Origin of the sequence: Bacillus sp. H1a (genome assembly GCF_000633475.1) — a bacterium.
GTDB classification, from domain to species: domain Bacteria; phylum Bacillota; class Bacilli; order Bacillales; family Bacillaceae_G; genus Bacillus_A; species Bacillus_A paramycoides.
On record NZ_AYMH01000047.1, the window covers coordinates 76,461 to 98,001 of the forward strand.

Annotated in this window: 23 protein-coding genes and 3 pseudogenes; 21 read left to right on the plus strand and 5 right to left on the minus strand. The window is 35.7% G+C overall.

Features of this window, described 5'->3' with window-relative positions:
• Positions 1-60: 60 nt before the first annotated feature.
• The 3 genes and pseudogenes from U860_RS0122445 (at position 61) to U860_RS31850 (ending at position 1,356) form a co-directional block, all read left to right on the plus strand.
• Entirely contained in the window at positions 61-342 is a 282-nt protein-coding gene (locus U860_RS0122445) for a DUF1232 domain-containing protein (RefSeq protein WP_002170514.1), read from the plus strand.
• Positions 343-353: 11 nt separating this feature from the next.
• On the plus strand, positions 354-959 hold the full coding sequence (locus tag U860_RS0122450; protein WP_025150253.1) for a DedA family protein: 606 nt from the start codon (positions 354-356) through the stop codon (positions 957-959).
• Between the two features lie 167 nt (positions 960-1,126).
• Positions 1,127-1,356 (plus strand): annotated as a pseudogene (locus U860_RS31850) (S-Ena type endospore appendage).
• Between the two features lie 86 nt (positions 1,357-1,442).
• Here U860_RS31850 and U860_RS36570 read toward each other — a convergent pair.
• A pseudogene (locus U860_RS36570) lies at positions 1,443-1,601 on the minus strand (S-Ena type endospore appendage); the annotation flags it as partial.
• Between the two features lie 134 nt (positions 1,602-1,735).
• Between U860_RS36570 and U860_RS31855 the strand changes: the two are divergent.
• Positions 1,736-4,198: pseudogene (locus U860_RS31855) on the plus strand (LamG-like jellyroll fold domain-containing protein).
• 80 nt (positions 4,199-4,278) lie between these two features.
• Positions 4,279-4,482: a hypothetical protein gene (locus U860_RS0122460; protein WP_025150254.1), complete on the plus strand. Its 204-nt coding sequence runs from the start codon at positions 4,279-4,281 to the stop codon at positions 4,480-4,482.
• Positions 4,483-4,595: 113 nt separating this feature from the next.
• Here U860_RS0122460 and U860_RS0122465 read toward each other — a convergent pair whose 3' ends face one another.
• A complete protein-coding gene (locus U860_RS0122465) occupies positions 4,596-6,017 on the minus strand; it encodes an amino acid permease (RefSeq protein ID WP_025150255.1) in 1,422 nt (473 codons plus the stop codon).
• Between the two features lie 209 nt (positions 6,018-6,226).
• On the opposite strand from U860_RS0122465, the gene U860_RS0122470 reads away from it, so the two are divergent.
• From U860_RS0122470 to U860_RS0122510, 9 genes are all read left to right on the plus strand, one after another.
• Positions 6,227-7,408, plus strand: a complete 1,182-nt coding sequence (locus U860_RS0122470; RefSeq protein ID WP_115610340.1) for a cation:proton antiporter — start codon at positions 6,227-6,229, stop codon at positions 7,406-7,408.
• A gap of 124 nt (positions 7,409-7,532) precedes the next feature.
• Complete coding sequence (locus U860_RS0122475; RefSeq protein WP_025150257.1) at positions 7,533-7,850, plus strand: hypothetical protein; 318 nt, start codon at positions 7,533-7,535, stop codon at positions 7,848-7,850.
• Between the two features lie 30 nt (positions 7,851-7,880).
• The gene (locus U860_RS0122480; RefSeq protein ID WP_025150258.1) at positions 7,881-8,744 is read left to right on the plus strand and encodes a MurR/RpiR family transcriptional regulator; all 864 of its coding nucleotides are present in this window, start codon (positions 7,881-7,883) and stop codon (positions 8,742-8,744) included.
• A gap of 150 nt (positions 8,745-8,894) precedes the next feature.
• On the plus strand, positions 8,895-9,779 hold the full coding sequence (murQ, locus tag U860_RS0122485; protein WP_025150259.1) for an N-acetylmuramic acid 6-phosphate etherase: 885 nt from the start codon (positions 8,895-8,897) through the stop codon (positions 9,777-9,779).
• A gap of 23 nt (positions 9,780-9,802) precedes the next feature.
• Entirely contained in the window at positions 9,803-11,167 is a 1,365-nt protein-coding gene (locus tag U860_RS0122490) for a PTS transporter subunit EIIC (RefSeq protein ID WP_025150260.1), read from the plus strand.
• A 48-nt stretch (positions 11,168-11,215) separates the two neighbouring features.
• Complete coding sequence (locus tag U860_RS0122495) at positions 11,216-12,274, plus strand: MupG family TIM beta-alpha barrel fold protein (RefSeq protein WP_025150261.1); 1,059 nt, start codon at positions 11,216-11,218, stop codon at positions 12,272-12,274.
• A gap of 167 nt (positions 12,275-12,441) precedes the next feature.
• On the plus strand, positions 12,442-12,846 hold the full coding sequence (locus U860_RS0122500) for a DoxX family protein (protein ID WP_025150262.1): 405 nt from the start codon (positions 12,442-12,444) through the stop codon (positions 12,844-12,846).
• Positions 12,847-13,000: 154 nt separating this feature from the next.
• Positions 13,001-13,402, plus strand: coding sequence for a nuclear transport factor 2 family protein (locus U860_RS0122505; protein ID WP_025150263.1), 402 nt, complete (start codon positions 13,001-13,003; stop codon positions 13,400-13,402).
• Positions 13,403-13,490: 88 nt separating this feature from the next.
• Positions 13,491-13,973 (plus strand): PRK06770 family protein, encoded by a 483-nt coding sequence (locus U860_RS0122510; RefSeq protein WP_025150264.1) that lies wholly within the window; start codon positions 13,491-13,493, stop codon positions 13,971-13,973.
• A 33-nt stretch (positions 13,974-14,006) separates the two neighbouring features.
• On the opposite strand, the gene U860_RS0122515 is transcribed toward U860_RS0122510, so the two are convergent.
• Positions 14,007-14,918 (minus strand): DMT family transporter, encoded by a 912-nt coding sequence (locus U860_RS0122515; RefSeq protein ID WP_025150265.1) that lies wholly within the window; start codon positions 14,916-14,918, stop codon positions 14,007-14,009.
• A 206-nt stretch (positions 14,919-15,124) separates the two neighbouring features.
• On the opposite strand from U860_RS0122515, the gene U860_RS0122520 reads away from it, so the two are divergent.
• A complete protein-coding gene (locus U860_RS0122520) occupies positions 15,125-15,619 on the plus strand; it encodes an Lrp/AsnC family transcriptional regulator (protein ID WP_025150266.1) in 495 nt (164 codons plus the stop codon).
• Positions 15,620-15,757: 138 nt separating this feature from the next.
• Positions 15,758-16,213, plus strand: a complete 456-nt coding sequence (locus tag U860_RS0122525) for an N-acetyltransferase (protein ID WP_025150267.1) — start codon at positions 15,758-15,760, stop codon at positions 16,211-16,213.
• Positions 16,214-16,291: 78 nt separating this feature from the next.
• Here the strand turns inward: U860_RS0122525 and U860_RS0122530 are convergent, their stop codons facing one another.
• Entirely contained in the window at positions 16,292-17,062 is a 771-nt protein-coding gene (locus U860_RS0122530) for an SDR family NAD(P)-dependent oxidoreductase (protein WP_025150268.1), read from the minus strand.
• A 140-nt stretch (positions 17,063-17,202) separates the two neighbouring features.
• Here U860_RS0122530 and U860_RS0122535 point away from each other — a divergent pair, with 140 nt between their 5' ends.
• The 5 genes from U860_RS0122535 (at position 17,203) to U860_RS0122555 (ending at position 21,100) form a co-directional block, all read left to right on the plus strand.
• Complete coding sequence (locus tag U860_RS0122535; RefSeq protein WP_025150269.1) at positions 17,203-17,562, plus strand: MerR family transcriptional regulator; 360 nt, start codon at positions 17,203-17,205, stop codon at positions 17,560-17,562.
• Between the two features lie 625 nt (positions 17,563-18,187).
• Positions 18,188-18,532 carry a multidrug efflux SMR transporter gene (locus U860_RS0122540; protein ID WP_025150270.1) on the plus strand — a complete coding sequence of 115 codons (345 nt, stop codon included), beginning with the start codon at positions 18,188-18,190 and terminating at the stop codon, positions 18,530-18,532.
• A 2-nt stretch (positions 18,533-18,534) separates the two neighbouring features.
• Positions 18,535-18,849, plus strand: a complete 315-nt coding sequence (locus tag U860_RS0122545; protein ID WP_025150271.1) for a multidrug efflux SMR transporter — start codon at positions 18,535-18,537, stop codon at positions 18,847-18,849.
• Between the two features lie 165 nt (positions 18,850-19,014).
• Positions 19,015-19,590, plus strand: coding sequence for a TetR family transcriptional regulator (locus U860_RS0122550; protein WP_025150272.1), 576 nt, complete (start codon positions 19,015-19,017; stop codon positions 19,588-19,590).
• Positions 19,591-19,897: 307 nt separating this feature from the next.
• The gene (locus tag U860_RS0122555; protein ID WP_025150273.1) at positions 19,898-21,100 is read left to right on the plus strand and encodes a tetracycline resistance MFS efflux pump; all 1,203 of its coding nucleotides are present in this window, start codon (positions 19,898-19,900) and stop codon (positions 21,098-21,100) included.
• 47 nt (positions 21,101-21,147) lie between these two features.
• Here U860_RS0122555 and U860_RS0122560 read toward each other — a convergent pair whose 3' ends face one another.
• Positions 21,148-21,486, minus strand: a complete 339-nt coding sequence (locus U860_RS0122560; RefSeq protein ID WP_025150274.1) for a helix-turn-helix domain-containing protein — start codon at positions 21,484-21,486, stop codon at positions 21,148-21,150.
• Positions 21,487-21,541 lie beyond the last annotated feature (55 nt).

Here is a 21,541-nt window from a genome sequence, read left to right on the forward strand (position 1 = left end):
TTTAGGACCCTTACCATATTTGGTAGGGTCCTTTTTGTATACAAAGAGAGGAGAAATAAAATGAAAAAACTTATAAGTAGATTAAGAGTTGTATTTCATGTTCGTCGATTTGTTCCATTTTTATTTGACTTTTTCACTTCAAAAGAGGTTTCAATAAAGAAGAAAATCTTATCTATTGCTTTTTTAGTAGGGTATGTTGCTATGCCACTCGATTTAATTCCAGACTTCTTACCGTTTATCGGTATTTTAGATGATATTGGAATTGTGTTATTCATTTTGAACCGAATCGTAAAGATGGCGCCAGTACATTTGCAAGAAAAGCATAATGTGAATATTGGATAGGAGTTAAAAGTATGGAGCAAATTATTTTAGATATAATTGAGTATTTAAAGCAGTTTTCTTATTTTGGAGTTGTGTTAGCTTTAACTTTTGAATTTATTCCAGCAGAGGTTGTTTTGCCGCTTGTTGGGTATTGGGTGTACGAGGGTGATATGAATTTTTGGCTAGCTGTGTTAGCCGGAACACTTGGTGGAACGACAGGGCCATTAACTTTATACGCGCTCGGTTATTACGGCGGTCGTCCTCTATTGATAAAATATGGGAAATACTTCTTTGTTAAAGAAGAACAAATTCAAAAAGCAGATGATTTCTTTGCGAAGTATGGCCCGGTTGTAGCATTTGTTGGACGCTTCGTTCCAGGAGTCAGAACGCTCATTTCTGTTCCATGTGGTATGGCAAAAATGAACATATGGCAATTTATCATATATACATTTATAGCAATGTTCCCGTTAACGGCCTTGTATATTTATGTAGGGATGAAATTAGGACCACATTGGGAAAAAGCAGGGGCTATTGTTGGGGAGTACATGTTACCTATACTAGTAGTTGTTCTTGTGATTGTGGGTAGTATCTTAATCTATAAATATATGAAAAAAAGGGACAAAACGGAATCTATTTAAAGATAAAGTGAAACTTTAATCAGTGGGGGTTTTGTTCATCCCCCACTGATTATTAGTTGAACCAATCGGGCGTTTACGGGCAGTTGATCTCCCACCTAACTTCCTCGCATTCTCCGAATTTTGAGGTGGGAGTCTTACTGCCCGTTAATGCGGGATAAAGGCGCATAATTTCTTGTGAATGCTCAGGAGCAGCGTTAATTTGTTGTCCAGATAAAAATTTTGTACAAGATAAAGTGTATAGTCCATGGTCAGGAACTGTAGTTGCTACTGCAATTACAAATGTGCTGTACAACCACAAAGTAGCGGCTTGTTTACAGTAAGGTATTTTACTACAATTCAAATCGTAACAACAGGGACGGCAACGAGCCAAGGGCAATTATGCCTTACATTGCGTTAGCCGATTTCATAAGAAAAGGCATACCAAAATGGTATGCCTTTTCTCTATGGTTTGTAGGTTCATAAGTAAAGAAGAGGAAACTTATCTTATAAACAAAATGAAAACTGACAACAATATTTCCCCTCTATATAGGGGAGTGGATTATTTGAAATATTAATAATTGTAATGGATTGTAATGATTTCCCTGTGTACGACATCGTGTTGCCAGGAAAAACAGTAAAGGTGGTTGTATAAGATAGTACAAGTAATGTTGGATGTTACGTAAAATTGACTGTATATTTACAAAAGTAAAATAACTTTTAACTTTAATTTAAATGAGGTTAATATGTGTTCGGTACAATAACCATTGTAATTAATTCATTATATGAGGAGGATTCACGTGGAAAGAACTGCTTTACGAAAAGTAAAAGGCCTTATTGGATTATTGATGGTTTTTGTATTAGCATTTGTATCATTTCCGTGGAGTACATCGGTCAAAGCGGAAGAGAAAAAACAAGAAAAGGCGCCAAGTGAGAAGAAGCTTGTTTTTCCAGTTGTAAGTGATGTGCATATTAAAAATAGTGGAACAGATGATACGTTTCGCTGGAAACGAGCGATTGAGCAATTTAATACGCTTGCACCAAAGCAAGATGCTTTTGTTATTGTAGGTGATTTCACGGATACAGGATCGCTGCAACAATATGATCGTTTCATGCAAGTGTATAACGAAAATGCAAATAAAGATGCGGTACGAATGAATTCTCTAGGTAATCATGATTATTGGAATGGCTTATCTGTAGAGGGAGCGCAGAAGCGTTTCTTAGAAAAAACAGGAATGGAATCGATTTATTATCATAAAGTGGTAAAAGGGTATCATTTCCTTGTTATGTCTCCAGAGGATGGGACAACACATGGATATTATTCGGACAAGCAAATTAATTGGTTAAAAGAAGAAATGGCAAAGGCACAAAAAGATGATCCAGAAAAACCGATTTTTGTGTTTTTACATCAACATATTAAAGATACAGTGTACGGTAGCCAAGAATGGGGAACACAGGATAGTGCAAAAATTAATGCGGTATTAAAAGAATATCCACAAGTCATTACGTTTTCAGGTCATTCGCATTATCCGTTAGATGATCCAAGATCGATTCATCAAAAAGACTTTACGTCCGTTGGAACATCTTCTGTAAGCTATATGGAAGTTGAAGGCGGTAAAGTACAAGGAAATATCCCGCCAGGAGCTAGTACATTAAGCCAAGGTTTATTAGTAGAGGTAGATGACAAAGAGGTAACAATTAATCGCCGTGATTTCCATACGAATTCTTGGACAGGCGAACCTTGGAAAATTAAGTTACCAACGAAAAAAGAAGGATTCAACTATGTAGAAGATCGTGATAAAGAAAAGCCATACTTTGCGAAGGATGCAAAGTTTGCTGTATCAAATGTAACGGAAAATGCGGCAACAGTAACATTCCCGCAAGCGTTGGACAACCTTCTTGTTCATTCTTATCGCTTGCAAGCAAAGGATAAACAAACAGGTGAGATTAAAAATAAGCTATTAGCGTTCTCCGAGTTTTATCGTGATCCAGTACCGAAAGAACTTACATTTACACTTGCAGGATTAGATGGCGGGAAAACATATAAGCTTGAAGTGGTTGCGATTGATTCGTTTGGCAATGAAAGTGAACAACCGTTAACAGCGGAAATTACAACGAAAAAAGATAATATTGATCCGAATGTGAAAGTGCCAAAGGCAGACGTTTTTGATGTGAATTTTTTAGATGGTACATTTACAGATAATTCACCATTTGGAACAAAAGGTGATGTGAAAGGAAACGTATCAATTGAATACGATAAAGCCTTGAAAAAACATGTAATGAAGTTAAATGGAAAAGCAAATACGTTTGGTTACATTCCGTTTTCAGCGGCACAAAAAGAAAAAGTAGCGAATACGTTTACGTTAGAAACTGTATTTTCGATGAATGAAATTCGTGGACAAGGGATTTTGCAAAATACATAGAGCGGTGGAATTGGTTTTGAATCTACAGGAAGTGGATATGTAGAACTGTGGGCTCATATTGGTGGAAGCTATAAACGTGTTGGCGCTCAATTAGAAGCAAATAAAACGTATCATTTAACAGGAACGTATAATGGAAGCGAAGTAGCGATTTATGTAGATGGTAAAAAAGTAAATAGTCAGCCAGCTCAAGGGAAAGTATATCATCCGAACGTACCATTTGCATTTGGTGCTGACCCAGATAGTAATGGAAATGGCGGTATTCCGTTAAATGGACAAATTGCGCTCGCAAAATTATATAGTAAAGCGTTAAGCTCTTCAGAAGTATTAGCAGCGTACAATGAGTTTTCTAGTCGTACAAAATTAGAGCAAGTAAATGCGTTATATGAAGAGATTGGAAAAGTGAAAGAAGTATTGGCAGGTACTTATGAATTTGGTGAGAAGCCAGGTCAATATTCACAAGAAGCGTTTAACGAATTACAAAAAAGTTATAGTAATGCAAAGAAAGTATTCGAAAACGCAGCAAGCACAGGAGAAGAAATTGTTCAAACGTATAATGAATTAAAAACAGCAAACCAAACATTTGTACAATCAAAAGTGGCAGAAGAACAGCCAAAAACACCGCAAGAAAAATTACAAGTGAATATTGAATCTGCAAAAGCTATAGTAAAAAAAGCGCAAGCTGGAGAAATAACAGATGGATCAGTTAAATCATTAAGTCAAAAAATCACAGTTGCAGAAGCTGTGTTAAAAGATAAAAATGTAAAAGATGAGTATGTAGAATCAATGAATCGCGCGTTAGAGCATGCTATTTCATTGGTTGAAAAAAGCATTAACAAATAAGGAAGAAGAAAAAGAAGCTTATCATGATAGGCTTCTTTTTTGTTATACTAAAAGTAGAATAGAAAAAGGGAGCGAATAATTTGGAAGAGAAAAAGATAAAAAGAATTCTTGAATATGTATGGATCGCTGTTGTGCTCCTTGTAGGATATTATTTATTAAAAGATAAAAGTATATGGGTTCTATTTTTAATGACATTTTTATTAGCGGGATTAGGAACACTATTTATTAACTTTTTCTTTGATAGTGTAAATGCGTGGAGGAAGAATAAGAAGGAGACGAAGTAAGGGGAAATAAGTATGTAAAAGTTGAAGGTTATGTACGAATTTGCATCGGCATATTTCTCAGTTTACAAGCGTTAATGAAAATAGCTCGCCTTTTTTATAGGCGAGCTATTTTGTTATGCTTTTTTTTGCTCATCATTTGTTTTTTCCGTAGCTAAATGACTATGCTTTCTAGAGTAGAAGAAATAGACGCATAAACCGATAATAAGCCAGACTGCAAAGCTGATCCATGTTGTTTTAGACAAATTAATCATTAAATATAAGCAACAAAGAATAGCGACAACTGGTAATACAGGTACGAGAGGTGCGCGGAATCCACGTTTTAAATCAGGATGTGTTTTTCGTAAAATAAGGACAGCGCAGCAAACGAATGTGAAGGCCGTTAACGTACCGATGTTTACTAAATTCGCAAGTAAATGTAAGTCTAAAAGTCCTGCTAATAAAGCTGCAAATACCCCAGTAATCCATGTGTTTAGTAAAGGGATTTTCACTTTTTTATTTACGCGTGCTAACGCTTTTGGAAGTAAACCGTCTCGGCTCATTGCATACGAAACGCGAACTTGTCCATACATAACGACTAAAAGAACGGTTGTCATTCCTGTTATTGCACCAACTGCAAGTAGCCCAGCGATAGTATCTTCTCCAACGAAATGTAGTGCAAATGCAACGGGATCAGAAACGTCTAATTGAGTATAGGGAACCATACCTGTTAAAACGAAAGATACGATCATGTATAAAACGGTACAAATAAGAAGGGAACCGATAATACCGATTGGTAAATCACGCTGTGGTTTTTTCGTTTCTTCCGCAGCAGTTGCGATCGCATCAAAACCTAAAAATGCGAAGAAGACAGTGGCAGCTCCAGTAATAATGCCGTCGTATCCGAATGGAATGAACGGTGTCCAATTTTCAGGCTTTACATATTTTGCGCCTGCTACGATAAAGGCGATAATAACTGCTAATTTTATAAGGACCATAACATTATTAATGCGTGCGCTTTCGCGTATACCAAAACTTAGAAGCCCCGTAATGATAAGTAAAATACAAACAGCTGGTAAATCAATGAGACCACCTTTTCCCATGCCGGGGGCCGAGGCAATAATGGCGGGAAGATGTATATTGAATCCTTGAAGCAATGATTGTAAATATCCAGACCAGCCAACAGCCACTGCTGCAACTGCGAGTAAATATTCGAGCATTAAACACCAACCAACGATGAAAGCGACAACTTCTCCGACGGTCATGTATGCATAAGTATAAACACTTCCTGAGACTGGTATAGAAGAAGCGAATTCTGCATAACAAAATGCTACACAAGCACAAGTAAATGCAGCGATAAGGAATGATAACATAATACCAGGACCAGAATGTTTTGCCGCTACAATACCTGTTAATACAAAAATCCCTGTCCCAATTACGGCGCCGATTCCTAAAAACGTTAAATCTAATGCAGTTAGTGTTCGATCTAGCTGCCGTGGTGATTCAGTACTAAGCGCTTTTTTTCGTAATAATGATTTCACTTTGGACTCTCCCCCCATTTTTTCGTCTCCATAACTGCGAATAGTGTGAACCCATTGGAAAAGAGTACGTAAGTGAAGGTACAGTTATGGTATGTAGTTTTTTGAAATTTCTGGATTAATTTTAACATAATTCAGAATATTTTGTCAAATAAAACTTTAACAAATAAAATGCCGGTTGTAAGGAGAAACTATGTGCAGACATAGATGCAGGTTAACAATCAGTAGAGATGAAGAATAATCTACTGATTAAAGTTTTACTTTATATAGTAGGAGAAGATGCTATGTTATTTTATTTCGAACTTGTCGTCATTTTACTTTGTACGAAATTAGCTGGTGATATTAGTGTTAGACTTGGTCAGCCTTCTGTACTCGGTAAATTAATCATTGGTATTATTATCGGTCCAGCAGTACTTGGCATTATTAATAGTTCTGAACTTATTGATGAGCTTAGCGAAATTGGTGTTTTGCTACTTATGTTTATGGCGGGACTCGAAACAGATTTAGAAGAGCTAAATCGGAACTTAAAATCGTCATTTGCAGTAGCGGCTGGTGGAATTATTTTTCCTTTTATCGGTGGATATGTAACGGGACTGCTTTTTGGATTGATGCAATCCCATGCTATTTTTTTAGGATTATTACTTTGCGCAACATCGGTTAGTATTACGGTGCAGACGTTACGAGATTTAGGGAAAATGAATACGAGAGAAAGTACAACAATTTTAGGAGCAGCGGTATTTGATGATGTAATAGTCGTTATTTTATTAGCGTTTGTAATGAGCTTTTTAGGAACGCAAGATGTGAACATAACACTTGTCATCGCAAAGAAAATTATTTTCTTTGTGAGTATTGTTTTTATCGCTTGGAAAGTTGTTCCGTGGATTATGAAACTGCTCGTACCACTTCGGGTATCTGAAGCGTTAATTAGCGCGGCTCTTATTATTTGTTTTTCATTTGCTTATTATAGTGAACAAATGGGAATCGCAGGTATCATCGGAGCTTTTGCAGCAGGAATTGCAATATCTCAAACAGCGTATAAGCATGAAGCGGAACATAAAATTGAACCGATTGCGTATGCGATATTTGTACCAGTGTTCTTCGTAAGTATCGGAATGGAAATTACATTTCAAGGTATTGGAAGCCAACTTTGGTTCATTATCATTATGACGCTTATTGCGATTTTCACAAAGTTAATTGGATCAGGTTTAGGAGCAAGACTAACAGGATTTAATTTACAATCTTCTATTAGTATTGGGGCAGGGATGGTATCGCGCGGTGAAGTAGCGCTCATCATTGCAGCAAATGGATTAACGGCGAATTTGTTAGCGAAAGAAAATTTCACAGCTATTGTCATTGTCGTTATATTAACGACGATTATTACGCCGCCGCTTTTGAAGAAATATTTTGTATAGAGAGAACGGGCTTATCTTATATAGGTAAGCTCTTTTTTTATCGTAAAAAGCAATGGTTATGTAGCATGAATAAGTTGGAATTATGTTAAAATCTACGTATATGCTAGGGCAAGGAGAGAAATAGATGAAGATTACAAGGGGAAAAGTTATAGGCGTAGTTATACTTCTTTTACTTTGCATACCATGTATTGTAGGAAAAGAATCAAAGGTGAAAGATTTTCCGGTTTCTATTTTTTCTTCTCATGTGGAAGGCGGTTATCCACATGAATATAAATACACTGCATTTTTACCAGACTTCGCAGTTTGGCTAAATGGATGGGAAAAGAAGTGGACAGAAGGGGAAAGAACCGTTTATCAAAAAGGGAATCGCACTGTAAATGTGTTTCATCCTCCTGGTGATGATGGCTATTATCTTCATGAAGAAGGAGAATATACGAAATAAAAAGTAGCCACAAGAAGTGGAGGTTAAATGGTGCAAGCTTCAACATTACTATTTAAAATTGAAAATAATATGGATCAATTTTCACCAGCTGAGAAAAAGGTTGCCATGTACATAATGGAGAACGCAGAGATTGTTCCGAATTTAACGACGAAAGAAGTGTCTACAAATGCGGGAGCGAGTGAGGCGAGTGTTGTACGTTTTTGTAAAACAATCGGTATTGGGAGCTTTAAAGCATTTAAGTTAGCGCTCGTTCGTGAATTAACGATTGCTGATTATAATATTAACGATTTTTCAGTGATGAATACAGAAGATGGACCGTACGATTTGTTTAATAAAGTTACATATGTGAATAAAGCTGCAATTGAGGCGAGTGTTACTGCGATAGATAAGAAGGAACTTGAGAAAGCAGCAGATAGTATTGTAAATGCTGATAAGGTCATGTTTTACGGTGTAGGTGGGTCAGCTACACCGGCGATGGACGGAGCTTATAAATTTACTCGACTTGGATTTACAGCGATGATGCTATCTGATTTTCATATGATGTTGCCACTCGTTACGAATTTAAAAGAGGGAGATATATTTGTGGCGATTTCAACTTCTGGGCGGACGAAAGATGTGCTCGAAATGGCGCAATATGCGAAGAAGCGAGGAGCTACGGTTATTGCGATTACGAAGCTAGATCAATCATCTCCTTTATATAAAGCGGCAGACATTCGTCTTTGTATGCCGGATGTAGAGCAAGATCATCGTATAGCGAGTATTGCTTCACGGATGACGCAACTCAATATGATTGATGCTTTATACGTTATTACTTTTAATCGTATTGGTAATAATGTGATAGATCAATTTATGGAGACGAGAGAAGAAGCGGTACGGTTACGGAAGTTAAAGTGAAAAGATGGGGCAACCCATCTTTTTTTGTGGCTGGACATAAATTTGTCATGAAGAGAAATAAAATTTCATAAAATAAGAAAGTAATATTGATTTTAAATTTCTTGAAGTTATAATAAAAGTGTGAAATTAAATTTCAAAGAAGGTGACAACATGCTAGAAAATTTATCTACAGAACATCGCAATGAGAAGACGATGAATTTAGATGAGATGAGTATAAAAGAAGTTTTACAAAGCATGAATCAAGAAGATCGAACTGTTGCGTTAGCAGTTGAAAATGAAATAGAAGAAATTGAAAAGGTTGTACAGATTGTTATTAAGTCTTTTGAAGAAGATGGACGATTAATTTATATTGGGGCTGGTACGAGCGGCCGTTTAGGCATTTTAGACGCAGTGGAATGTCCACCGACTTTTGGCACAGATGATAAAATGGTGCAAGGATTTATAGCAGGTGGATTGAAAGCGCTTACTAAAGCGGTAGAAGGTGCTGAAGATCGTGAAGAGTTAGCAGAAGAAGATTTGAAAAGTATTGGATTAAACGAGAAAGATACGGTTATTGGAATTGCAGCAAGTGGTAGAACGCCTTATGTAATTGGCGGATTGAAATACGCAAATAGTGTGGGAGCGAGCACAGCGAGTATTTCTTGTAATAAAAATGCTGTGATAAGTAAATATGCAAAACTAAATGTGGAAGTGGAAACAGGAGCAGAAATATTAACAGGCTCAACACGTTTGAAGGCTGGTACAGCGCAAAAGTTAGTACTGAATATGATTTCAACAGCGTCTATGATTGGTGTAGGAAAAGTATATAAAAACTTAATGGTAGATGTTCAATCTACAAATGAAAAGCTAGTAGAACGCTCAAAACGAATTATTGTTGAAGCGACAGGCGCTAGTTATGAAGTAGCTACAGAGTATTACGAAAAAGCAGATCGAAATGTGAAAGCTGCAATCGTTATGATATTACTACAGTGTGAATATGGGGAAGCACTAAAAAAATTAAACGAAGCGAAAGGATTTGTGAAGAAGGCACTCTAAACTCTGGGGAGGGGGATTCTGTTATGAAGAAAGAAGTGAGAATGGCAAGTGAGATTACGGAGCAACTTGGGGGAGTAAAAAATATTCGTGGCATTGCTCATTGTATGACGAGGTTACGACTGACGCTTCATGATGAAAGTAAAGTGAATATGGACCTTTTGAAAAAAGTTGAAGGCGTTATGGGTGTGATTGAAGATGAAACACTTCAAGTTGTCGTTGGTCCAGGAACGGTAAATAAAGTAGCGGCAGAAATGGAAGTTTTAACAGGATTACGAATTGGTGAGGTGGCAGATTATCACCTTGAAGATATCGGCCAAGAGATAAAGTCAGGGATTAAGAAGAAAAACAATACACCAGTGAAAAACTTTTTAAGAAAAATAGGAAGTATTTTCATTCCGTTAATACCTGGTCTTGTTGCTTCAGGAATTATAAACGGAGTCGCTAACTTTGCGAAAAATGCAGGTGCTGATCCGAATGCAACATGGCTACAAATATTACTTTTAATTGGCGGGGGTATCTTTACATTCTTAGGAATTTTAGTCGGTTGGAATACAGCGAAAGAATTTGGAGGGACACCAGTTCTTGGGGCAATTGCTGGTATTTTAATTTTCAATCCGGCGATGGCAAATGTAAAACTATTTGGTGAAGCGCTAGTACCCGGACGGGGCGGATTATTTGCAGTTATTTTTGCAGCATGGCTCATGGTTGTAGTTGAGAGACGAGTACGAAAAGCAGTGCCAAATGCAGTTGATATTATTGTAACACCCCTTATTACTGTATTAGTGGTAAGTATAGTAACGATGTTAGTGATTCAACCAGTTGCAGGATTCTTATCTGAGGGAATTACAAACGGAATTAATGCTATTTTAAATATTGGTGGAGCATTTGCGGGAGCAGTGCTTGCGGGAACATTTTTACCGCTCGTTATGGTCGGATTACATCACGGTTTAACACCGATTCATATGGAATTTATTAATCAAACGCACGTAACGCCGCTATTACCTGTATTAGCAATGGCAGGTGCTGGGCAAGTAGGGGCAGCGATTGCGATTTATGTGAAAACAAAAAATAAACGACTTCGAAATGTTATTAAAGGTGCATTACCAGTCGGTTTTTTAGGGATTGGTGAGCCGTTATTATACGGGGTTACATTACCACTTGGGAAACCGTTCCTTACTGCTTGTTTAGGTGCAGCTGTCGGTGGTGCATTCCAAGCGGTTATGAAAACGGCTGCACTCGGAATTGGTGTATCAGGATTATCTTTAATTCCGTTAATTGCTGATAATAAATATCTATTATATTTCTTAGGGTTAGTAATTGCATATACTTTCGGATTTATCTTTACGTATTTCTTCGGATTTAAAGAAGAAATGGCAGAAAACATATAGAGAAAGGGATTCCTTTCTCTTTTTCTATTAATAGAAAGGGAGATTCATATGATAGGAGTTTCAATTTATCTTTCAAAAGAGCGAGTAGAGAAACAAGAAGAATGGTTGGAAATAGCACAGAAAAACGGATTTTCATCTATTTTTACATCTCTTCACATTCCAGAAGACGATCCAAATACGTATAAAGAGTTAATACAAATACTTGGGAAACAAGCGCTGAAGTATGAAATGGAATTAATGGTCGATGTCTCTCCGAAATCTTTACATCATTTAGGAATAACGTATGAAAATGTGGAAGAGTTAGTGGGGTGGGGCATTACAGGATTACGAATGGATTACGGTATTGCGCCAAAAGAAATCGCATGCGTATCACATAAGATGAAAGTAGCGTTAAACGCGAGTACGATTACGGAATCATTTTGGAAAGAGTTAATGGCAGAAAATATACGAGTAGATCGTGTAGAAGCGTGGCATAATTTTTATCCGCGTCCAGAAACAGGACTAGCAAAATCATTTTTGCAAAAACAAAATAAATATTTACATGAGTGCGGAATAAAAACGATGGCATTTATTCCAGGGGATGGTGAAAAACGAGGTCCTTTATATGAAGGTTTACCGACTTTAGAAAAACATCGACATATGCGCCCGCTTGAAGCGTATTTAGAGCTTGTTCAAGAGTGCGCTGTTGATAAAGTGTTAATTGGAGATATAAGCGGGAGCCTAGAAAGTGTACAAGAAATCGCGAGCGCGAGTGGTGGAATTATCCCAGTGCGGTATCAATCATTTATGAATGATAGCGACACGGTACAGCTGATAGAACGAGTGCATACGAACCGGCTTGATCCAGCGCGTGATGTAATTCGCTCTGTAGAATCGCGAGAAGAAAATAATGTTGTATTACAACCGGTGAATACAATTTTAAGAAAAAGAGGCAGTATTACAATTGATAATGAATTGTACGGTAGATATGCGGGTGAAATGCAAATTGTTATAAATGATTTACCTGCAGATAAGAAAGTGAATGTTGTTGGAATGGTTGTGGAAGAAGATGTATCGCTATTGTCTTATATAGGTGCTGGGAAAAATTTTCAACTTTTTTCTAAGTAATAGAGCGAAAGCTTGAATTAGCACTACCTTGTAAAAAAACATTATCCGTAAAATAGATAATGTTTTTTGTTTTCTTAAAAAAGTATTTGACGAATGAAAGGAAATACCGTATTGTTTTGTCTTGTGAATAAAAGTTCACAATAACAAAACGAAAAGGGGAGTTCAGAATGAATCAATATATTGGTAATTTAATTATTCGTATCGTGTTAGGAGTTACTTTTTTTGCACACGGTTTAGCAAAGTTTCAATCAGGTATCGATAACGTAGCAGGATGGTTTACAAGCATCGGCTTACCAGGTGGTCTTGCATACGGTGTAGCAACAGTTGAATTAGTTGGTGGTATATTATTAATTATCGGTTTAGGTGTGAGATATGTAGGATTGTTATTTGCTCTTATTTTAGCTGGAGCTATCGTAAAGGTAAATGGAGCAGCAGGATTATTAGGAGATGGAAAGAATCCGGGATATGAATTAGATCTTGCATTATTGTCAATGGGTGCGTATTTATTCATTGTAAAAGCAGAAGGATATGTAGATCGTCTCTTAAAAGAGAAAGTAATGAAAACGAAGTAAATTTCATTTTTTAAGTGTTGACTTGACGACTAGATGTAACTAAAATAGTTACATCTAGTCGCGTAGTTACGGAAGAGCTAATATTTTTTTGTTATAAATGTAACTTAATTAGTTACAATTGAAGTGAAAAAATAAAAAATGTGGAGGAAATAGCATGACTAAGTCAAATTTAGAAATGATTCGAAGCACATATGAAGGTTCGGCTTCTTCAAATGCAAAACATTTAGCGGAAGCCCTTTCTAGAAAAGTAGAATGGACAGAGGCAGCGGGTTTTCCGTACGGCGGAACGTATATTGGTGTAGAAGCAGTAATGAAAAATGTATTTAGTCGTTTAGGATTAGAATGGAATGATTATAAGGCTAGTGTAAATACGTACCATGAAGTAAATGGAAAAGATGTGATTATTGCTGAAGGTGTTTACTCAGGAGTTTATAAAGAGACGGGAAAATCCTTTGAAGCAGACTTTGTTCACGTATGGAAACTTGAGAACGGAAAAATCGTGAAGTTTAAGCAGTATGTGGATAGTTATATTATACGAGAAGCGATGAAGGCCTAAAAGGAAATAAGGAAACAAATGGAATTGACTATGTGCAGGCGATTCCATTTGTTTATGTGATTATTAGGGGGAATGGGGAGTACATAATATGAAAAAATGGATAATAGGGACAATTACAATGATTGTAATTGTGATGGGGGCTTTATTCGGTGTTACTAAATTTCTTAATTATATAGAGGAAGAGGAGAAGAGCCTTAAGGTACAAAAAGTAATGGATCAACAGGAGAAGAAAGTAAAGGAAGAGAAGCCACAAGTTAGTGAAGATGAAATTATTTCTACAATGCATAGGATGGTACATCAAAAAGTGAAATCCTCTGAGAAATGGGGATTTATCGAAATGACAAATAAGGAAATTAGTAGTGCGAAGAACGCAGTAGAAAGCAGTACAAATTTTAAATATAAATCAAAGCTACTTTCTACTTTGGAGCGTTGGGAGAAAGGAGACTTTTCACAAACGGTTGAGGAGCATAACTTTTTGTGGGAAATTCAAGGTGGTGATACCGGAAAGGCAACAGAACGTTTATCGCCAGAAGAAGAAAAAAAGTATGTGAAAGAAATGAAGGGTAAATAAATACATCGCCACTCTGGTGGCGATGCTTTTTCATTAAGAATGTTTTCGTACTAAAGTTCTAGTCGTTTGAGGAGAAACAGTTTTAAAATGAGAAAATAAATAACATCCTGTCACGACGATAATTGTTCCGAAAATTTGAATCCATGTTAGTTCTTCTCCGAGGAAAATAAATGCTAAAATAGCTGTGAAAATTGGATTGAAATTTAGAAAAATCCCCGATGTAGTAGCTCCTAATTTCTGTACACCAATGTTCCAAAACACCATACAAAGGACTGTTGAAATCAATCCTGTATATAAAAGTGATGTAATGAAAGAAGAATTGATATTGGAAACAGTGAAGTTGCCTATGTTAAATGGGAGTAATAAAATAACGCCAAAAATACCAGAATATAAAGTTGCCATGAGCGGTGTAGTTGTTTTTGTCGCCCATTTACTGCAAACAGAATAAATGCCCCAAATACAAACAGCCGCAATCATCCATAAATCTCCGCTATTAAAATGTAGTGAAAATAAAAGAGAGAAATTTCCTTTCAAAAGAACGAGAATGACGCCGAAAAATGAAAGAATCATAGAAAGAATTTGAAGTGTATTTACTTTTTCTTTTAGAAATAACACAGAAAATAGTGCAATTGAAATAGCGTTCAATGTAGAAATAAGACCTACATTCGTTGCGGATGTTTTTTCTAATGCTAAAAATTGAAAAATGTTAAAAAGAGCGACTCCTGATATTCCCATAAGTATTAGCGGAAGTATTGCAGAGCGTGGTGGAATGATTTTCTTCTCTTTAAACCATACCATTGGTAATAAACAAACAATCGCAATCATCCATCTTAAACTTGTCAGTGTCATCGGAGACGCATGATCGACGAGTGATTTCCCAACGACGAAATTTCCTCCCCATAATAAGCTCGTTAATAATAATAAAAAGACGTAAAAATAAGGCATACTAAAAACCCCTTTGTTGAAATAAGAATGAACTGTAAATAATTTTAGCATTTTTCTTTATTGTCTAATATATTCTTTTGTATAATGGTGAAAACTCAATAAAATGTTTTGTTGGAAATCTTATTCGCAGAAAAATATTCAGTTTTATATAAGTTATGAGATGTTTCTTCGAATAATCGTCGGTAAGAAAAAAAGGGGGAATTTTGATGGAGTCATCTGTTATTAAAGTGCTAGATGATTTGGATATACAAATTTTAGATATATTACAAAAGGAGTCACAAGTAAGCAATGCGGAACTTGCACGCCGCGTTAACTTATCACCGGCTGCTATGCATGCAAGAATAAAAAGGTTAGATGGGGAAGGTTTCATTGATAAACAAGTGGCGATTTTAAATCAAGAAAAGCTAGGGTTTGATTTACTTTGTTTCATTTTTATGAGTACAAATATTCATCAGTCGGAAAAGCTTGAAGTGCTAGAAAGAGAATTAGAATCTATGCCTGAAGTGTTAGAATGTCACTGTTTAACAGGAGAATATGATTATTTATTAAAAGTGGCGAATCGTGACAGAAAAGAACTAGAGCATTTTATTAGAAAGCTGAATAAGCTAGGCATTACACGGATACAAACGAGTTTAGCACTGCGTGAAATTAAATATTCTACGGTATTGCCGATACGGAATGAGGAACCAAGCATGGATTAGATTGCTTGGTTTTTTGTTTGTGTAAAATTCAGAAAAGTGATTGACGGAGAGAAAAGAGGATTGTATTATTATATGAAATTACGGATTAATATTCATTTATTTTTATAAATATTAATGTGCTGGTTAAGGGGATATAATATGGAAATTTGTAATGCTGTTACAAGTGATGTGAAAGAGGTTTATAACTTAATTGAAGTGTATGCGAAAGAGGGAGTTGTTTTGCCACGTTCTCTCTTGTCTCTTTATCAATATTTACAATGTTTGTATGTTGTGAAAGAAGAAGAGAGTATTATTGGAGTCGCTGGTTTACACGTATTAGGAGAGGATCTTGCAGAAGTACGATCGTTAGTAGTTTCGCATACATATGCAGGAAAAGGGATTGGGCGTATGTTAGTGAATCATGTAATGAATGAGGCAGCAAAAATAAAAGTGAATAGAGTAATTTCTTTAACATATGAAACAGAATTTTTTCAAAAGTGTGGGTTTGATTTTGTGAATAAAGAATCATTGCCAGAGAAAGTATGGGTCGATTGTAGACATTGTCCAAAGTTTGATTGCTGTGATGAGGTGGCGCTGATTCGGTATGTTGGGTGAAGTTTTTAGAGAAAAAAAGTGCCCACTATTATTTAGATAATAGTGGGCATCTGTATTTTAATAAGAAATGAGATGTTATTAGGAATTTGAATTCGTTTGTCTCATGACAAAATTATAAAGTGGATCTCTAAGTTCATAGTTATACGTAGAACCATCGACAAGTCCTACAACTTTGTCGTTATCATAAAGGTCGAGCATAAATTGTGCCATTTGTTTTGCAGTATGAAATTTCGGTACAACATTATCGTATTGGAACTCATCAATATTAAATGAACGTTTCGCGAATTCTGTTTCAGTTGCACCAGGAGCTAAAACTTTTGCTTGCAGTTTTGCACCTTGTTCTTTCAGTTCGTGAGATAGTCCTTCTGTAAATGCACTTACATAGAATTTCGTAGCGCAGTACGTAACAGCGTTAGCAACAATCGTGTATCCACCGCCTGATGAAACGTTAATAAGCTGTGTTCCTTCGATCATTGAATAATCTCGAACGAAAAGGGAAGAAAGTATTGTTAGTGCTTCTATATTTACATGCAACATCGTTTCGATTTTGTTTAAATTTTGTTCAGCAATTGAGGCGAAATTACCAAAACCTGCGTTATTAATCCACGTTTCAATTTGAAAGCTTTGGAGGCTTTCATAAAGTTTATAAACATTTTCAGTGACGGATAAATCAGTTCTTCGAATGACAACATCCAATTCCGGATTCATTTCGTTAATTTTCAATTTTAATTCTTCTAATTCTGCTTGTCTTCGTGCTACAAGTATTAAGTTTTTTCCGCGAGATGCAAAGGCTAAAGCTGATTCATAGCCGATTCCTGAACTAGCACCAGTAATAACAGTATATTTCATATAAACTCCCCCTGAATTCAAATTGAATTATTTATGTTTAGATTGTATTAGTTAGAGTACACTCTAAGTCAAATGTTTTTTGAAATTTAGATAAGGTAGTAAAATATATGAGGATACATATCGTGTGAAGGAGAATAATTATGTACACAATTAGCGAGGTAGCGAAATTATTAGGAGTGAGCACACATACATTACGATATTATGAAAAGGAGAATATATTAATTGCTAATCGTAATACAAATGGAAATAGAATGTATGACGAATCACATATAACATGGTTGCAGTTTGTAATGAAGTTAAAACAAACGCAAATGCCGATAGCGAAAATAAGAGAATACGCTAGATTATATTTAGAAGGGGAGCATACAACCGAAGCCCGGTTACAACTTTTAGAAGATCATAAAAAATCTATTCAAACTCAAAGAGAGAACTTAGTAATTACAGAGAAGATGCTTGAAAATAAAATTATTGCGTACAAAGACTCGTTGGAAAATAAATAGCGTACAAAACACTGCGTTCCCGTTTTAATGTGGAAAAGGGAATTCAGTGTTTTTGTTTTGGAATTGATTTATGAGCATTTCATTATAATGTAATGATAAATTAAAAAAGAGCAGCTAGCTAAAAGTAACTGCTCGATTCAAAGGGATCTCCAAGGGGGAATGGAGAAAATATTTTGTTACTACCATTATTGACAGAGTATTGAAAAACATACAGTCGAGTTGAAATTTTTTTATAATCCCCCTTCACATGTATATGGTGAGGGGATTTTTGTTTCTTTTGTCCTTATGTAGCATGAAAATTCACTGTTGACATTTCACAAATTGTTCATGTAGAATATTTATGAATGACATTCAGTCATTTTTGTGAGAGGATGTAGATAAGCAATTTATACAGAAAGATAAGGGAACACGAGAGCTCATTAATAGAGGGATGTTAAAATTACATTGAATCTCTTTTGAGTTGTAAGAATTTGAAAGAACTTTATAATCTTAGTCAGCTTGGTGACGGAACAAATATAATGATAAAAGAGGATGATATTGGTTTATATAGTAGTTAGTGTGAGATTATATTTTTAAAAAACAAACAAACTGACTGACGGTCAGTCAGTTATAAAAGGTGAGAGGTATGAAAAATAAAGCTTGGTTATATGTCATATTAACATGTATTTTTGAAGTCTTCTGGGTGTTTGGTTTTAATACGGCCCACACTTGGTGGCATTGGATCATCATTGTAGGGATTATCGCTGTTGATTTTCACTTCCTTTCTAAAGCGTGTGAACATCTTGCGACAGGGACAGTATATGCGGTATTTGCTGGGGCTGGTACTGTAGGAACTTTCTTAATGGATGTTTTTCTTTTCGGTGGAAGTTTTAGTTTAGGAAAACTATTCTTTATCGTGATGGTTGTAGCCGGCGTTATCGGTTTAAAGCTGGCTGATAATAAAGAAGAAACTGTGGAAGGAGCTGCTTAAAAATGGGTTGGTTTTTCGTATTTTGTGCAGCGATTAGTGAAATAGTTGGTGTAATAGGCCTTAAAATGTATAGTAAAGATAAGACGTTAACAAACGGGGCTATTTATATAGGTGGATTTGGAACTTCTTTCGCATTCCTATATACATCTTTCTTATTTTTACAGGTAAGTGTAGCTTATGCTGTTTGGATCGGTATTGGGACTGCAGGAGCAGTTTTATTAAACATGTTCCTGTTTGGAGAATCGAAAAGTAAAGCGCGTATTATTAGTGTGGCTCTTATTGTATGCGGAGTGACGGGATTAAAGGCTCTTTCTTAAGAAGTATACTATAGCACAAATTATATATTATATTTTTGTCTCCTAATAGAACAATGAATCGTCTATTAGGAGATTTTTTCTATATAATACACTATGATTGACAGTATAATACACTTTCTTATAAAATGAGTGACAGTCATTCAATACGCGTGTGAAAGGGTTTAGATGATGAATAAAAAAGAAAAAATTATCTTTGCAGCTATTGAAGTGTTTCAGGAAAAGGGCGTTGAAAAAACAAAGATTTCTGATATCGTGAAATTGGCTGGTATTGCGCAAGGAACTTTCTATTTATATTTTCCTTCTAAGTTATCTGTTATGCCTGCAATAGCAGAAGTGATGGTTGAAAAGATGATACTTGCAGTAAAAGAAAAGGTACAGAACGATGGACCTTTTTCAAAGAAAGTTACGCAAGTAATAGATGCTGTTTTTGACTTTATAGCGGAATATCGTGAGATACAAGCTTTAATGTATGCGGGTCTTGCATCTACTGAACATATAAAAGAATGGGAAGCTGTATATGAGCCTCTTTATAAATGGCTAAGTGAATTTTTAAGCGAGGCAAAAGAATTAGGTGAAATTCGTGATTCAATTCATGCAGAAAGAACAGCAAAGCTATTTATCGCTCTTGTTGAATCAGCAGCTGAACAAGTTCATTTATATGACCATAAAGATGATGAGCAAGTTGAACTCCAAAAAGCAGAAGTGCTAGATTTTTTAACACATGCACTACATATAAAGTGAAACTTTAATCAGTGGGGGGACATTTCCCACTGATTATTAGCCCACACCAATCGGGATAAAAGAATAAATGGCTGGGTGAATTCATCAGAAATACAAGGGTGGATTCATTTCAAGTACAAACTGAATGATAATCATTCAGTTTGTTTTTATGCATATGCTGAAGTGTAAAGCGAGGTTTTAATCAGTGGAGTTTTTTCCAACCCACTGATTATTAGTCCCACTAATCGGGATAAAGAAAAAACTTCTTGGGCATTATTTTTGAGAGAAACTGTACAGAAATGAGTTTTATGGGAAGAGGTGTTAATCATTGAAGAAACCAATTAAAGAACAAAAGATGGTATTAATCATTCTTTTAAGTAATATATTTATTGCTTTTTTAGGCATTGGATTAATCATTCCAGTTATGCCGTCCTTTATGAATGATATGAATTTAACAGGGAAAACGATGGGATATCTCGTTGCAGTATTTGCAATGGCCCAACTTCTTACTTCACCAATTACTGGTCGATGGGTCGACCTTTACGGTAGGAAGAAAATGATTATCATTGGATTATTTATTTTTGGTGTTTCAGAGCTTCTTTTTGGATTAGGAAAAGATGTATGGATGCTTTATGTAGCAAGGATGCTGGGCGGGATTAGTGCTGCGTTTATTATGCCTGGCGTTACAGCATATGTTGCTGATATTACATCTATTCAGGAACGTCCAAAAGCGATGGGATATCTGTCTGCGGCTATTAGTACTGGCTTTATAATAGGACCTGGAATCGGCGGATTTATTGCAGAATATGGTATACGTGTACCGTTCTTTGTGGCAGCAGTTATTGCCTTTATGGCATGCATTATTTCTATATTTATTTTGAAAGAGCCGTTAACGAAAGAGGAGCTTGCAGAGATTTCTACTAATACGAAGGAATCAAGTTTTATCGGAGATTTAAAGAAATCTTTAAATCCAATGTATGCAATTGCATTTATTATTGTATTTGTACTGGCATTCGGTTTATCCGCATATGAAACTGTTTTTAGCCTGTTTTCTGATCATAAATTTGGTTTCACACCGAAAGATATTGCTGCAATTATTACAATTAGTTCAATTTTTGGGGTAGTTGTACAAGTATTTATGTTTGGGAAATTAGTGGACATATTCGGTGAAAAAGTGCTAATTCAATTATGTTTAATTGTAGGAGCAGTGTTAGCGTTTGTTTCAACAATAGTCTTTAATTATTGGATTGTGCTCCTTGTTACTTGTTTTATTTTCTTAGCTTTCGATTTACTTCGTCCAGCGTTAACGACGTTTTTATCAAAAGCAGCTGGAAAAGAGCAAGGGTTCGTTGCTGGAATGAACTCAACTTATACGAGCTTAGGAAATATTGTTGGACCAGCGATGGGTGGAATATTATTTGATGTAAATATTCATTATCCATATGCTTTCTCAGGAGTTGTTTTAATAGTTGGTCTCGGCATTACATTTATGTGGAGAGAGAAGCAGTTAGCTGAAAGTTTGGCGAGGTAATTTAATAAGTAACGAAAAACCCCTTACCGTTGTAAGGGGTTTTTATTTTATAAATTTAATCCAAACCGTTTTAATTCTATAAAGATATTTTCTAATTGCTTTCCTTTATCCGTTAATGTGTACTCTACACGAGGCGGAACTTCTGGATACACTTTTCTCGTTATAATCCCTTGCGTTTCTAACTCTTTTAGTCGAAGTGACAATGTTTTCGGACTAATGCCATCCATTGATTTTTGTAAATCACTAAAGCGTAATGTTCCTTCAATAAGAAGGTCACGAATAATTAAAAAAGTCCATTTTGTACTAATTACGTCAAGTGTTTTGGCGATAGGGCATGGAATACCTGGTGAACCTTTCGTTAATATAACCGGATCTATATTGCTCATGGAACTAGCCTCCATAAAAAATTATATGAATTTGCTTTATAGTATCACAAAACTA